The following is a 15,506-nucleotide window of genomic DNA, read 5'->3' on the forward strand; positions in this document are numbered from 1 at the left end:
AGGGCTGAGTATGTTATTGTGATCCCGTTTATAGCTAACTCCATTGCGGGTAATCCTGCCCTTGTCAGGGACCTTTTTCAAATTGGTGAGTCCTATGCACATTCTGCGCCCATTGCTTCTCACTTCCATGATGCTTGCAGGACCCGAAGCCAGCGCGGAGCAAGGTCTACCGACGTTCCGGCTTGGGGTACAAACTCATTTCGAGCAAGGTTGGCCGACACACCTTATTGATCGCGCAGCAGACCTCGGCGCGGTCTCGGTGCGCGACGAAATCAACTGGCGCAAGACCGAGACGACGAAGGGCATTTACGATTTTTCGGTCGCCGACCAGTACATAGAGCCTTTGATCGAAGCCGGCATCAAGCCTTTCATCGTATTTACGGGCCGAAACCCTTTATACGATGGCGGGCAAACGCCCTATTCCGATGAAGGTATTGCAGGATTGGCAAACTTCATCAGTGCGATTTACACCCATTACGGTGCAGAAAACCTGACGGTCGAGATCGGAAACGAGGTGAATTCCGATGATTTCGTAACGGGTCCTTTCGCGGAAGATAAGCCAGGGAACCTTGCTGCGGTCGTTCGGGCCGTGGACGAAAAACTGGCACAGGATAATCCAGGCGCGGAGATTGTCTGCACGGGATTGAATACGATCGCGATGGAGTTCTACCGCGATTTTTTTCGGGCAGGGGGATTGCTGGCCTGCGACGGCATTTCGTTCCATCCCTATCGCGATTTCCCTGAAACGCTGCGCGTCGAAATTGATCGACTGAAGGACCTGATGCAGCTTTTCGGGGGGGAAAAACCGCTTTACGCGACGGAATTCGGTATCTGGCTGGACGATCCGGAAGACGCGCCGGACTACATGAGCAAGATGGTGATCGAACTTGCATCCGCCGGCGTGCGTGAAGCGCACTGGTATGCGCTGACCGACGAGCCTTGGTGGCCGAATATGGGATTGCTGGAAGAGGACGGTTCAACAGAAAAGCCTGCGGCGGACGCGTTTCGCTTTCTCCAGCAGACCCTGTTGCCGTTGGGGCGGCCGGTCTTGCGCAGTGATCTGCCGTCCGTCCGGGTTTTCGAATTCGGTTCAGACAGCAAAGCCTACGCAGTCTGGGGCGTGGGCGGTCGGTTGAAGGTCGACGGAGCGGCCGAGTTCTTTGACACGCGGGGTCGGCCTATCGACCGGGTAGAAGTGTTGACCGAAACTCCGATTTACGTGATCGGAGACAACATAGAGGTAACGGTAGCCTCCGCAGGGGTGGTGGCCGACAGTCTGTATCAGTTCAATCAATCGCCTTGGAGTTACCTGGTCCTTCGGGCCGGCAAGAGCCTGAGGCCTCTGGAAATCATTGACTGGGAGTGGACCAGCTATCGTGGTTCGCCTGACCTGGCTCCACTGGCCGTGCGGGACACCAGCATCACGATGGCGCGGTTTCACGGCAAGCCTTACCACGTCATAGAGCGATTCACCGCAAATGAGCCCGGCACGTATGCCGTCGAAGGGTGGTGGAAGACGACAGACGATTCCGAACCGTCCCGCCTGATCATCCGACACAACCGGAACATCGTTGCGGAGGCGCCAAAGCTGTCTTCGGATCCGTACGATCTCGATCATTTCGAACTTATCCTGGAAGCAGGTGACGTCATCGATTTCGAACTGGTTCCAACGGGGCCTTCGGGGGATAGCTCGGTGCGGCGACGTATCCAGGTGCTTCGGCTGTCAGCAGAAGAATGACGCAGCGTGTGGTCCCGTTTCAAGGCGACTCCTCAGTCGATCGCCGGGCTTTTCTGCAATCTGGCAGCCAAGGAGGTTGGCTCGGAAAGCTTAATTTCTTCCCGTACGTGGTGATTCGTTTTCGATTGAGCAGGCCCGAATGCCCGCTCGCTCTTCCGGTTGTGTGAATAAGGGACCACGTCGGCGGATGACTCGCTTACACAAGTCAAAAAGAAGTTTGTTTCTCAATAGGAAACAGAGGGCTAATGTCGGAAGAATTGTTTCGTTAATGTGAACAAATATTTTTATTCAAAGGCTTAGAGGGCAAACGCTAAGATTATCAAAACCCAAGTCATGGCACATCCGGCAACGACCGAAATTCTGAGCGTGCGTTTGCCAAACGGAACACACTGTCGACTGGACCGGTACGTAGCCTGTTGCTTCGAAGGCCAGTTTTCAAGCTTGGTGTGATCTTGTATGTCCATGCCGCGTTGTAACTCTCATGTGCAACAAAATAACTATTTTTTACGTTACCCGCGATTTACCGCAAGATTTGGCCGATGGCGCATGTCACGCGCGTGATGTCCGACCGCTTATTTTCTGGTCACTTCCAGCACCAGGATAGTCCAAACGGTGTATGCGTCTCATCGCGTAGACGCTTGCCGAGTGTAGGGCAAACAATTTTAGGTTGCAATGGTGTTTAGACCTTCGTGCTTGTGCTGCGGTCCTTTCTGAATTGGCTGGTCAGCATTCGCCGGATAGTGCCGTCAAGAACAAGGATCACGGGTGTGTAGAGGGCGACCATCGCAGAACCCAGGATCAAAACCCGCAGCAGGGCGGGAAGCTCTTGTGCAATCTCCATCCGCACCGCGAACAAGTGGCCGGCAACCGCCAGACCCAAAGCCGGCAGGATTCGCCAGCATCCTTTCAGAATCCGGGTCCAGTGGATGTTCGCAAAACGTTTCAGAATATACGCGTTGATGGCGAAAACGATTAGTGCAGCGGCAAGTTCGGACAGCGCGATCGCCACGATGCCGTAGCTTGCCGCGATCAGGATGCAGGACACGGTGATCATCGAGAATAGCAGGATTATACGGGGGAGGAGGTCGGCTCTTCCGGCCAGCGAAAGGACCGGGATCGACGCGTGGTTGGGAAGTCGGACGAGGCCGGCCAAAGCCAATATCTGAACCACGGGTCCCGCGGCGGCCCATTCGTCGCCCACCAGTCCGACGATCAGATCCTGTCCGAGGATTGCTATGACCACAAACACCGGCGTGGCACAGTAAAGCTGAACGCGGAAGAAGGTCTGCGACAATTCATCGAACTTCCCGATCCGGTTGCCTTCTTCGCTCTCGCGAGCCTTTCGGAAAAGCGACCACGAGAGGACTCGGACAGGCTCGCTGAAAATCTCTTCAAAGCCGCTGATAACGCGCTGTGCAGCTCGGAACAGGCCGACGGCCGTCGGCCCCACAAAGCCGCCGATGATGAATGTCGAGGCGTGGAGGCGCAAATTAAACAGGACCTTGGTCAGGATGATGTGCCTGGAAAAGCCCACCATGTCCTTGATCAGGGATACGTCTGTCGGAAGCTGCGGGCGTATCCCTGCACTTATGCCTGCCGATAGCGCCCACGTGACACCGTGGGCAACACGTCCAAAAGCGAGGGCCAGGATGCCATACCCTGCCAAGAGTCCCCAGATCGACACGACCAGGCTTGTGACCTCGCCCAGGACGGCGCAGACCGCGGCCGACTCCAGCCTGTCTTGCCAGTTCAGCACTCCGGCATAGGCGGCTGCCGTGGCGGAAAACACAACGCGGATCGACATGAACGCGGCAAGCAGGACCAAGTCGGGGGTATCGAAGAGCGGCCCCGCCAGTATCGCAATCGCTACACCCAATACCGACGCAGCGCATCCGCTGACGACGGCTATGGAGACCGCGCTTCCCATTTTTTCTTCGGCGGTTTCGCTCTGCATGATGTATTCAGCCCAGCCCGCCATGGACAGTTGCTCAAGTATCACCACGCAGGCCGCGACAAGCGCAAATACCCCGAATGCCGCCGGATCAACCCATCGCGCGACAACGATAAATACAACGAGCTGAATTGCCTGGATGATGACGCGCGACACTAGCGTCCAGGATCCGCCTCTTAATGCCGAAGCTGATTTGGCGCTAGTCCGGTGGGACTTGCTCATGAGAAAGTGTCTTTCATTATCACCTGAAGCTGAATTATTGTTTTATCTTAATAGCGTGCGGTCGTTAACACTGTTAGTATAAAGAAGCTGTCAGGTAGCGACGGTGCAGCTTGCAGAAGACAAATTTGGCAGATGCAAGCCGCTGGCATATGAAGATTTAATTGCTATCATGTTTTTTTCGCTGTGGATTTAATGATTCGAAATGTTCTTTGACGCCGGTCACTCCGTTTTTTCCAGATCTTGGAGATCCCGTGTGCATTGCCTTGCGTGGCTTTTTTCACTTGTAATGCTTGTTCTGACCACGATGGTATCGGCAGCAACACCCGAAGACTACCTGATAAATGTGGGCGACGAACTTGAGCTGGACATTCTTGATGATGCCGCCCCGCCGGAGCGCTTCATCGTAGGCCGGAACGGGGCCGTGCAACTTCCCTTCATCGGCAGTTTTGTCGTCTCATCGAAAACCGTCGGGGACGCACGGTTGCAGATCAGGAAAGAGTATATCAAGCATCAGATCTTCGTGGATCCCTCGATCGAGTTGTCGATCGCAGCGTTTCGGCCGATTTCCGTGCTGGGCGATGTGCGTGAACCTGGCAACTACGAGTACCAGCCATTCATGACCGCGGAACAGGCGGTTGGCCTGGCCGGCGGGCCAACGATCGCCGCCAACAACGAGGAGGCGCGGGTGCTTGAGCGCCGTAACCTCAAAGGGGCGCTGAACAATCACGAATTCGACCTGGCGCTGGCGGCGGCGCAATACGCACGTGTACAGGCGCAATTGCAGGGGCAGGACAGCGCCACGTGGTCGAACCTGCCGGAAGACGCCAGGGCCGACATCAACCGCGAATTGTTCGACGAGCACAAGATCAAGGAAGACCAGATCATCGCCCTGTCCGCCGAGGACGTCTCGAAAAGGCGGAAACTGCTTACGGATGCGGCGGAGGAGGCTCGCAATCGTATTGAATTGCTGGAACAGCGCGAAGGCATTCAACTGCAGATACTGAAGGTCACGGAAGAGGAATTGGCCCGGGTCACGGACATGGCCGAACGCGGACTGGTAAAGACTTCGAGCGTCAACACAAGCGAACTGGGATTTGCGCAGGCGCAAAGCGATTTGCTGAGGCTGAAGGAGCAGAAGTCGGATGCCCGCGGACAGCTTGCGGATATCCAATCCGAACTGTCGCAATTCGACTCCGATTGGAAAAAGCAGCTGTTGAACGAGTCGCAGATGTTCTGGAGCGATATCAAGAAGCTGAAGGCAAGCAGGGCGTCTATCGAAGACCGGATTCGTCTGTTGGACCAATGGATGAACGCGGCATCGGGGCTGGATACCGAATACCTGCTGGAGTACCAGGTGCGCCGCCGCGAGAATGGCCAGTTCGTGAACGAGGTCCTGCAGCCTTATGACGAATTGTTGCCGGGCGACCTGCTCGTGGTCGTCGTCAAGTCACCAGACACGCTCGAGACCGAGGGATGAAAGCGACACCCCATACGCGCGGCTGGCGGAATTCTGCGTTCGAGGCAGGGACGAGCAGGCTTCAGCAGCCCTTTCAGTCGATCGATTTGATGGGAATGTACTCGGTTCTTGAGCGGAACCTGCGGCTGATCCTGGCGATCACCGTCACGTTCATTATCCTCGGCTACGTTTACCTGCAATCGCTACCACCTGAATACTCCGCGCATGCGTCGGTCATCCTCGACACCCGAGAGGAGCAGATAACCCCGGCGCAGGAGGTCATTTCGAACCTGAACGTGACGAGTGCGGTGCTGGCGGGTGAAATCATAACGATACGCTCGAACGTCCTGATCGGCCGGGTCGTTGACAGGTTGGACCTGACGAACAACCCCGAATTCGATCCCCGCGTGCCGCGCTGGCCGGGTCTCTGGCCGTTCTTCAAGCGTTTCCTCACGGGACGCGAGCCCAGTCACGAGGTTGCCAAGAGGCTTCCTGACAGCGTCCTTCGGTCATGGGTCGTGGATGCGCTGCGCCAACGGATCGCCGTCGAGCAAGTCGGCGTGTCCTACGTGATCGCGATCAGGGTGGACAGCGAGAACCCGGAACTTGCGGCCGAAATCGCGAACGCAGTCACGGAAGAGTATATCGATAGTCTGCTCGATACCAAGGCCGTGGCCACACAACGCGTCAACGCCTGGCTTGCCGAAAGATTGAACGAATTGAGCGTTCAGGTGGAGGAAGCCGACGACGCGGTCGTGGATTTCAAGGCCAAAATGATAGACGACGCCGGCGGCAGCGAAGAGACCATCAATCAACTGCTTGCAGAGCTGAACACCAGGTTGGTCGCGAGCACCACAGATCGGGCAGACTCGGAAATTCGGCTGCAACAGGTCGAAAGTTTGCTGGCGGACGGTGGCTTGGACGCTGTGGGAGATGTCCTGACCTCACCGTTACTTGAAACTCTTCAGCAGGAACTGGCCGTGATCACGGCCAACAGGGCGCAATTGGAGAGCTCCCTTGGCCCGCGACATCCGGACATGGTCCGGATCTCGGCGCAGATATCGGACATCAATAACAGCATCGATGGCGAGCTGAGTCGTCGGGTGGAAGAACTGCGTAGCAATGTGCGTGTTACCGGAAACCGGGAAATCGCACTGAGAGATCAAATCCTGGTCGTGTCGGAGCAGGCCGACAAGCTGTCGAAGGACTCGGTCCGGCTTGGACAGCTGGAGAGGACCGCGGAAGCAACGAGGCTTGTTTACGAGAACTTCCTCACGCGCTTCAAGGAAACCAGGGCTCAGGCCGATTTTCAGACACCAGAGGCCCGCGTGATTGCTACGGCGGTTACGCCCGTCGTCCCGTCCGGGCCGAAGAAAACGCTCTTTCTGCTTTCCACGATGATTATGGGGCTGGCCGCTGCGATAGGGTTCGTGTTCCTTCGCAACCTGGTTCGCTCGCCCGTTTCGAACCCCTCGGAACTCAGGGAACTGACGAACTTGCCGAACCTGGCGGTTCTGCCCTTTGTCGGCAGTGCGTTCAAAGACAAAAACGCGTGGCTCAAAACTGAGCTCGCGGCAGAGCAGGGCTCACCGTACCTCGAGCGGGTCAAGGCAATTCGCACGGAACTCTTCAATGTCGGTCAAGGACAGCAACCCAAGGTCATCATGATCACGTCGTCGGTACCGGACGAAGGCAAGACATCGCTGAGCTGCACCTTGGCGAAAGTTCTCATCCAGCCGAAGAAATCCGTTCTCATCATCGATGCTGACCTGCGCCGTCCGGATATTCGGCAAGCTCTGGACATGCCGAAACACGGCGGGTGTCTGGTTGATTTCCTTGAAGGCAAGATCAAGCAGCAAAACCTGATCCAGAGGTCTGAGTCGCTTGGACTGGATGTCATTGCCCCGTGCCGAAGCGCGGACAATGCCTCCGATCTGCTGGCCTCTCCGGTCTTGTTGGGACTGATTACGCGCGTGTCGCAAAAGTACGACATGATCGTCATCAACGCGACGCCGGTACTCCATCTTTCCGATACGCTGCTTCTGGCCGGAATGTCCGATGCCACTCTGTTGGCGGTGAAGTGCGACAGCACGTCTTCCAAGGTCGTCACCGAGTCGCTGCATCGCCTGCAGAAGGCGAAGGATGCGAATGTGGTCGGAACGGTTTTGACGATGGTGCGTCGTTCCCATTCAAAATCTACGGAACTCGACATGTTCAATTACGAGTACTAAGGCGCGTTAAGGGTGAAGGTTGCGATCGTCCATTACTGGCTGGTTGGCATGCGCGGAGGGGAGCGGGTTCTCGAGGAACTTGTCCGGCTTTATCCGCAAGCCGACCTGTTCACGCATGTGGCGGACCGCGAGAAGTTGTCAGATCTCTTGGCGAACCAGAGAATTGTGGAAACCTTCGTCTCGCGACTGCCGGGGGCCAAGCGCCACTACCAGAAGTATCTCGGCTTCATGCCGCGGGCCCTGGAAGAACTGGACCTGTCGGGGTACGACTTGGTCATTTCGTCGGAAAGTGGACCCGCCAAGGGCGTGATCGTCCCCCCGGGAACACCGCATATCTGTTACATTCACTCGCCGATGCGGTACATCTGGGATCACTACCAGCTGCACAAGTGGCAGCTGGGGCGCCTGGGCCGCATGTACTATTCCCGGCTTTGCCATAGGCTGCGCATCTGGGACGTGACGACAGCGGCGCGGGTCGATCAATTCGTTGCCAATTCGACGTTCGTCGGTGCGCGGGTCAAGCGCTACTATCGCCGAGACGCCAGCGTGGTGCACCCGCCTGTCGACCTTGAACAATACGGACTTCCCGACGCGGGCGCGGAGCGTGGGACTTACCTGTTCGTTTCGCAACTGGTGCCCTACAAGCGCGCGGAGCTTGTGATCGAGGCGTTCCGGGGACTGGACCGACAGCTGATTGTTGTCGGCGACGGAAGCCAACGCGCGCAGCTTGAACAGAACCTGCCCGCGAACGTGACGTTGCTCGGAAGCGTGCCGGCCTCGGAACTGCGCAAGCTCTATCAGACGTCCCGTGCACTCGTTTTCCCGGCGGAAGAGGATTTCGGCATAGTTCCAGTGGAGGCCATGGCCTGCGGAACGCCGGTTCTGGCCTACGGACGCGGCGGAGCGCTGGATAGCGTCGTGGAGGACCAAACGGGCCTGTTCTTTTATTCTCAAACCCCCGATGCCATTCGCGAAGTGGTCAAAAGGTTCGAGGACCAAGCCGCGCTGTTTGATGCTTCGGCGATTCGTGCGCATGCTGAAACTTTCGCGGCAGACCGTTTCCGGCGCGAATTTTCTGAAATTGTTGATCGGGTGCTGGCAGACAGGGCAATGTGATTTGGCAGTTCTGTTCGGCCCACGGCAGGCTTCACCCACGTCAGCGACGCCGTCCGCGACCAACACCTAATGACTTATCCGGAACACCGACATGTCTTTCGCCCCATTCGCCGCCATATTCATAATCGCTTGGTTGTGGGTGGCTCTGCGCAAGCTGGAGAATGGGATCACCTTTGTGATCGCAGTCCTGCCTTTTGGCATGTTTGCAGCGATCAGCGTCGCCGGATTGTCTCTTCTTCTGGCACATTTTCTCGCGATGCTGACCATGGTTGCATTGGTCGTGCGTTGGATCACGACGCGGACCTCGGGGACATCGGTGTTGTTGCCGACAGATGGTAGATATCTAGTTTTTTTTGCGGCTTACGCGCTGTTTTCGGCGCTTGTTCTCGTCCGACTGTTCGCGGGAGATTTTCTCGTATTCCCTATGAACCTCAATGCGGGAACAACTCAGGTCAGCATCTTCTTTCCATCATCGGTGTGGCTGCTGCGTCCGAGTAACGCCAATATTTCCCAAGCCTTCTACATCCTGCTGTCCTGCGGTTTTTTCATCGCGGCGATCAGTGCTTCGAAACGCTTTGGCCGCCAGATCATCGAACTTGGGCTCGTCATCGCGGCGTCAATCAACATCTTTCTGGGCATCCTTGATTTCCTGGCTCTGGACAACTTGCTGGCGATAATCAGGACAGCTGACTATTCTCTTGCAAATCAGCAGCAAATGGCGGGAATTGCGCGTGTCATAGGTGGGTTCTCGGAGCCCGCGAGCTTTGCTACGACATCAGCGGCCCTGACGGCTTATTTCGCCATGTCCGCTCTGATTGGTCGAAAGACGCGTGATGTCGTCCTGGCTGTAGGCAATCTGATATGTACGGTGTTCGCCTTTTCGTCGACCGGTACAGTGGCGCTGGTTTGTGCCTTTGTGCTGATCCTTCTGCATGGGCGCGGGTTTCTTACAAATACGTTGTCCCGAACCTTTGCGCATATGCTGGTCATCCTGGCAGCTACCGTTGTCTTTGCAGTGTGCATGATCCTGCTTTTGACACCTGCGCCGGACCTGATTGCCGACATGGTCGAACACCAGATTCTTGAAAAGCGCAATTCAATGTCGGGTATCGAGCGCCGTGCCTGGGCCTATTCCGCCTTCGCCGCCTTCTGGGAAACGTGGGGGCTGGGGGCGGGGGTAGGTTCGCTGAGGGGGAGCGGGCTGTTGTCCGTTCTTATGGGAAGTGTTGGACTGCCGGGGCTGATCGCCTTTGGAGGCTTTCTGTATTATGCCCTTATCAGGCCGATCGGGCATCACGATGCCGACATCCAGCGCACGTTCTATGCGAGCCGGATCGGCAGCCTGACGTTGCTCTGCTCGATGCTCCTGTCGGCAACTTCGGCCGATCCGACGCTGTTGCTCATGTCCTTGGCTGCGCTCGCGACCGTCTCTCGAGACGAGGCGGTTCAAACGTTCAATTCCGCAAGTCGCGAAGACACGACGCTCGAGGCGGGCGCCGCGCTTTAGTGCGCGGATCTGCACAACCAGCGCAAATGTGCAGGATTGGTTTAAATCAACGGAAAATCGAAGGCCCTAAAGTGGTTACATTTTGGACAAATTCGACGATCTTTTTGGAAAAAACTCTTTTGAAATCGGCCTGTTACGCCTTTTTCTTGCCTCAATTCGTTAATTTTCTGTAAAGATTTGAGTCAAAAAGGGCAGTTTGTTCTATGCTTGTCTTTGAACTCACAAACCATTGGTTCCGATTCGTTTTGTCATTTGTGCGGTACCCGTCATGCAAATCTTAAATATTTCAGTGAATAAGTTATGAGCTCTAGAGATCAACTTCATGGGGAAACAGATCTAAGGGCATTCCATCCAGGATATGTCAGTTCCCAGTTTCCAACCCCGCGTAAGCACAGGAGTGCCCGTATCTTAGGGTCGCTCTTCGATAAATCCTTTGCATTTTTGGCGCTTCTACTCTTTGCGCCGTTTATCTTATCAATTTCGCTGGTCATCCTTCTGAAAGAGGGCAGACCGATCTTCTTCGCGCACAAGCGCGTGGGTCAGAACGGCGAACCATTCAAATGCATCAAGTTCAGAACCATGGTTGTGGACGCTGATGAGCAATTGAAGAAACTGCTCGATAGCGATCCTGACGCACGTGCCCAATGGGCTGCCAATCAGAAGCTGGACGATGACCCACGTGTGAGCTGCATCGGAGAATTCTTCCGCATAACCAGCTTGGATGAATTGCCTCAGTTCTGGAACGTTCTGCGCGGGGAAATGGCCATCGTCGGTCCGCGCCCGATCGTCAAGGACGAGTTGGAACACTACGGTCGCCATGCCAACGTCTATCTTTCGGTCCGCCCGGGCATAACTGGGCTTTGGCAAGTAAGTGGTCGCAGCAATACCACCTACGAGGAACGGGTCGCGTTGGATGTTGAATACGTTCGCAACCGCACGTTCTGGGGGGACGTCCGGATCATACTGAAGACCGTGAAGGTCATGCTTACGGTGGATGGCGCGAAATAGACGTTCACAAAGCTTGGAAAGCTATGCCGCAACAGCCCCGATAACTGCGATCCAGAAAGTTGCACAACCAAGTAACACGGCGGTTCTGTGTGTGCTGGCTGGAATTGATTTCACAATACCCATACAAAGGGTAGGCTTCGCAAGTACAGCGGATTTCATTTTTGACTGCTCGTTTGTTTTTGTTTTGTATCAAATGTTGAAGGGTCGCTTGAAGCAAGTCAATAAATGCTTCGGATCGTTGATGTTTTTGTAATTAGGTGTGATGAGAAAGCTTCTTCAGATATGCGTATTATAGTGGCAATCCCGTCGACGAACCGGTGTTCGATCCTGATGTCGACGGTTAAAGATCTGGAACGTCAAACCCGTAAACCCGATTTGACCCTGCTTGTCGTCGCCGACGAAAGCGATGTCGATACAGGCTCGGTTTCGGAAGTCTCGTTTCCGGTCTCCGTAATTCAGACGGAGAGGGGGCTCACGATCCAGCGGAATGCGGCTCTGGGCATCTTGCGCGAAGACGATATCATGCTTTTTCTGGATGATGACTTCCTTCTTGCGCCTGACTATCTCGCCAACCTGGAACGGCTGTTCCAAAAGCATCCTGACGTGGCCATGTGCACCGGTCACGTTTTGGCGGACGGAATTCATGGGCCGGGGCTGAGCCACGACTTTGGCCGTAGGCTTATATCGGAACCTGTTGCGTCTGAAGATTTTGCGCTGGCTGGTGTATATAACTGCTACGGTTGCAACATGGCGCTCAAGGCCAATCCAGTCATGCAGAACAAGCTGCGGTTCGATCAACGGCTTAAAGCCTATTGCTGGCTCGAGGATGTCGACTTTTCCCGCCAGGTGGCGCGCTATGGAAAAATCGTTTCGTCCCCTTTGCTGAGGGGGGTGCATCTCGGCACGAAGACTGGTCGAGGCAGCGGCCTGAGGTTCGGCTATTCTCAGATCGCAAACCCTATATATCTCGCCAAGAAAGGGACCATGTCCAAGCCTCGCGCCTTGAACATCATGTCCCGAAACTTGGTGAGCAATGTCGTGAAATCTTTGAAACCTGAGCCAGAGGTTGATCGCAGGGGGCGGCTCGTAGGTAATTTTCGCGCCTTCAAGGACTTGGCCCGCGGGCGCCTGGCTCCTGAACAGATTCTTTCTTTCGAGTGATTTCGTTGCAACTCGACCGCGTTGTCATCCTGAGCGATTTCTCCACTGTCCAGGGAGGGGCGTCGAAGTTGGCGCTGCTGCACGCCCGGTCTTTGGCAGACCGAGCTGTGCCCGTGACCTTCTTTTCGGGAGATTCCAATGACCTGTCCATGAAGGGCGTGCACGCGGTTTCGACAGGTGGCAACAGATTGCTGGAGCAGGGCAAGGTCAAAGCTGCTCTTGGCGGGCTCTGGAACGCCAATACACTTCGGCTGCTGAGAAACTGGGTAGATGCAAACGACAACCCAGGTACGATCTACCATGTCCACGGCTATCATCAAACGCTCTCACCATCGGTCCTTGCCGCCCTTGAAGGCGTCGCATCGCGAACGGTCATGCATGCGCACGATTATTTCCTGGCCTGTCCAAACGGGGCGTTCTTCGATTTCAGATCGGGAGAAACCTGTGATCGGCGGGCGATGTCTTCGAGATGTGTGCTGAGGAATTGCGACAAGCGCAGCTATGCGCAGAAGCTTTGGCGTGTCGCGCGCCAGTCGCTGCAGAACCGCGCTCGGGCGCGGCTGTCGCCCGAAGTCACCACGATCCTGATCCACGAAGGAATGGAGACTCGCCTGTTTCCGGATGGGGCGGCAGGGCAGGTTCGTACAATTCCCAATCCGGTCGATCCGCTCTTGGAAACACCGGTCGCAGCGGAACGAAACCGGGGCGTTCTCTACATAGGAGACATCCATGCCTACAAGGGCGTGTTCCTGTTGGCGGAGGCAGGCCGGCAGGCTGGTGTGTCTGTTACCTTCGTCGGCGAAGGAAGGGATAGGGAAAGGCTTCTCGATAAATATCCCGAGCATGTTTACAGCGGTTGGCAGGATCGGGCAGGGCTGCAAGACGCAATGAAGAACGCACGGTTGCTGATCGCTCCCACTCTTGGCCCCGAACCATTCGGCCTGGCACCGGTCGAGGCGCTTTTGTCCGGAGTTCCCGTAATCATCTCGGACAGTATGCTGCTTGGACAGGATATAGACAGGCTTGGCATGGGACGAACTTTCAAGGCTGGCAACCATGAGGCGCTGGCGGCAATCTTGCGGGAGTTGAGTGGTGATGCTCGCACAGTGGCTGACATGTCCCAGGCAGCGAAGACCAACGGCCGGCAGCTGTCGTTGAGTGCGAAAGAGTGGTGCGATGCGCTGTGCGACCTCTACGGGGACCTGCTCGAAGATACCGTGGAAGGCCAGACAAGAGCGCGCCTGACGCCAAATGAGAGGGCAAATGGCGGGCGAACCTAGCCGGGAAAGACTGGTTTCCGAGAAATCGCATATTTGGCCCGAAATCGCTTCTGTTTTCGACAAGCTTGGGTTTGACTGGCGATGGTATGCGATTTTTACGACAGATTGATTCAACAGTTTTTTACAGGTGATACTCCAATGTTTCTCCAGCACGTCGCGGTGGTGATTTCTGTCCAGTTTGCCGTTGATGCAAACATCTCCGGGCGCGCGCTTGATCATGCGTGATGCTTGCGCGAAACCGTCGACGCCCCTGAGGTTGGCGCTGGCTTACACGCCCGGCGAGACGCTGACCGATGCGCAAGCCATGCTGATTGACCGACTGAGCGCGTCGGGAGAGTTTCAGCTTGTCGGAAAGCTTGCAGGTCAACGGCCGACTGTAATGCGACGGCCGCCTTTCCTTGTTCGTTGGGCGCTGGCGGCGGAGCGATATCTCATGAGCCGCCGTATTGCCAAATACGACACAGCGGCGGCGACCGCTCGGCTGGCAGAGCTGTCCGAGATCCGTGACGACGCCGCACGGCCTGTCTTTGACGTCGCTCTTGTGTTGGGCGCAAGTACGCTTGCGCAAAAGCACTTGCAATTGGCGCGCGTCGGTGAGGTTTCCGTCACCTACGAGGGGTCCTCGACACCCGACTGGATCGGGACCTGTCGCACCGTGTTCACAGCGCCCAACATCAAGGTGGACATCGTACTCCGAAAGCTTGGGGAAACGATTGGGCGAACCCTGCGGCGTGCGGCTTACAATCCAAAGCCGGGGGCCGTCCTGACCGGGGCGTTCGTAGCGGAGAAGACCGTCCTTTTGGTTTTACGGACATTGAAGGACCTGCAATCCAACCCGGACTTCGGCCACGACTTGGCGGAACCACTGCCACCACGCGCGCCCTCGGGCCATGCTGACCTTCTGCCCTATGTCGGCAGTTTCCTTTCGACGGCCTGCGAAAGGCTGGCGCGGCGCCTTCCTGGAAAGCTGTCGAGCCCAAATCTTACCTGGAGGGTCATGAGCGGCACGTCCGACAGGATGGATATCAACCTGCGTGACGCCTGGGATCTTCCGGCAAACGCATATTTCATGGCGGATCCCTTTCTGTTCGAACACGATGGCGAGACCTGGATCTTCTACGAGGCCATGGGCCAGAACGACAGCAATGGTTGGATCGAAGCGGCGCGGCTGGGCGATGGATTTTTATCGCCTTCGGTGGTGGCGCTGAAACGTCCATACCACCTTTCCTATCCTTACCTGTTTCGAGAAGGGAACGACATTTTCATGGTTCCTGAAACACAGCAGAAAATGCGGTTGGAAGTCTGGAAAGCCAAGACGTTTCCCACGGAATGGGAACTGCACGCGACAGCGTTCGAGGGCGAGTACCTTGCCGATAGCAGCCTGTTTCGGACGGAGGATGGACAGTGCTGGCTCTTGACCAATCTTTCAGACCATTATGCCTTCCAGGATCATTCCAGCGAACTTTACCTGTTTGCGGTGGACGGCCCTGATCTCGCGACCATCGTTCCGCATCCGCAAAATCCTGTGGTGATCGGCTCTGATGTTGCGCGTAACGCGGGGTCCGTGATCCGGAGGGAGGCGAGTATTTATCGCCCATCTCAGAACAACAGCTTCGGTGTGTACGGGTACGGGCTGAACATCATGGAGATCACGCGCCTCGATCACATGGCATACGAAGAAAGGCTGGTGCACAGGTTCACGCCGGAGGACAAGCCGGGCAGCATTGGTCTGCATCACCTCAACATGCTGCGGGACCGATATGTGATCGATTGGTGCACGACGTCGCCGGATAGATAGACGTTTCATGTATCGAAGCGGGCTGACCGCCTTACCGC

10 protein-coding genes are annotated in these 15,506 nt (G+C 56.1%); 9 read left to right on the forward strand and 1 reads right to left on the reverse strand.

Going from position 1 to position 15,506, the window contains the following annotated elements:
* The first annotated feature begins 94 nt into the window (after window positions 1-94).
* Window positions 95-1,738: a hypothetical protein gene (locus C2I35_RS01015; RefSeq protein ID WP_146049935.1), complete on the forward strand. Its 1,644-nt coding sequence runs from the start codon at window positions 95-97 to the stop codon at window positions 1,736-1,738.
* A gap of 679 nt (window positions 1,739-2,417) precedes the next feature.
* Here the strand turns inward: C2I35_RS01015 and C2I35_RS01020 are convergent.
* A complete protein-coding gene (locus C2I35_RS01020) occupies window positions 2,418-3,911 on the reverse strand; it encodes an oligosaccharide flippase family protein (protein ID WP_103761175.1) in 1,494 nt (497 codons plus the stop codon).
* A gap of 286 nt (window positions 3,912-4,197) precedes the next feature.
* Between C2I35_RS01020 and C2I35_RS01025 the strand changes: the two genes are divergently transcribed.
* From C2I35_RS01025 to C2I35_RS01060, 8 genes are all read left to right on the forward strand, one after another.
* Complete coding sequence (locus C2I35_RS01025) at window positions 4,198-5,388, forward strand: polysaccharide biosynthesis/export family protein (protein ID WP_170067086.1); 1,191 nt, start codon at window positions 4,198-4,200, stop codon at window positions 5,386-5,388.
* Entirely contained in the window at window positions 5,385-7,598 is a 2,214-nt protein-coding gene (locus C2I35_RS01030) for a GumC family protein (RefSeq protein ID WP_103761177.1), read from the forward strand. The genes C2I35_RS01025 and C2I35_RS01030 overlap by 4 nt, the downstream gene beginning before the upstream one ends.
* Before the next feature lie 12 nt (window positions 7,599-7,610).
* A complete protein-coding gene (locus C2I35_RS01035; protein WP_103761178.1) occupies window positions 7,611-8,714 on the forward strand; it encodes a glycosyltransferase in 1,104 nt (367 codons plus the stop codon).
* A 91-nt stretch (window positions 8,715-8,805) separates the two neighbouring features.
* Window positions 8,806-10,221: a hypothetical protein gene (locus C2I35_RS01040; protein ID WP_103761179.1), complete on the forward strand. Its 1,416-nt coding sequence runs from the start codon at window positions 8,806-8,808 to the stop codon at window positions 10,219-10,221.
* A gap of 300 nt (window positions 10,222-10,521) precedes the next feature.
* Window positions 10,522-11,229, forward strand: a complete 708-nt coding sequence (locus C2I35_RS01045; RefSeq protein WP_103761180.1) for a sugar transferase — start codon at window positions 10,522-10,524, stop codon at window positions 11,227-11,229.
* 282 nt (window positions 11,230-11,511) lie between these two features.
* Window positions 11,512-12,390 carry a glycosyltransferase family 2 protein gene (locus C2I35_RS01050; RefSeq protein ID WP_281255049.1) on the forward strand — a complete coding sequence of 293 codons (879 nt, stop codon included), beginning with the start codon at window positions 11,512-11,514 and terminating at the stop codon, window positions 12,388-12,390.
* A 5-nt stretch (window positions 12,391-12,395) separates the two neighbouring features.
* Complete coding sequence (locus C2I35_RS01055; RefSeq protein ID WP_170067087.1) at window positions 12,396-13,670, forward strand: glycosyltransferase family 4 protein; 1,275 nt, start codon at window positions 12,396-12,398, stop codon at window positions 13,668-13,670.
* A gap of 217 nt (window positions 13,671-13,887) precedes the next feature.
* Complete coding sequence (locus C2I35_RS01060) at window positions 13,888-15,468, forward strand: glucosamine inositolphosphorylceramide transferase family protein (RefSeq protein ID WP_425442874.1); 1,581 nt, start codon at window positions 13,888-13,890, stop codon at window positions 15,466-15,468.
* The last annotated feature ends 38 nt before the right edge of the window (window positions 15,469-15,506 follow it).

Source organism: Roseovarius confluentis (genome assembly GCF_002917925.1).
Taxonomy (GTDB): Bacteria; Pseudomonadota; Alphaproteobacteria; order Rhodobacterales; family Rhodobacteraceae; genus Roseovarius; species Roseovarius confluentis.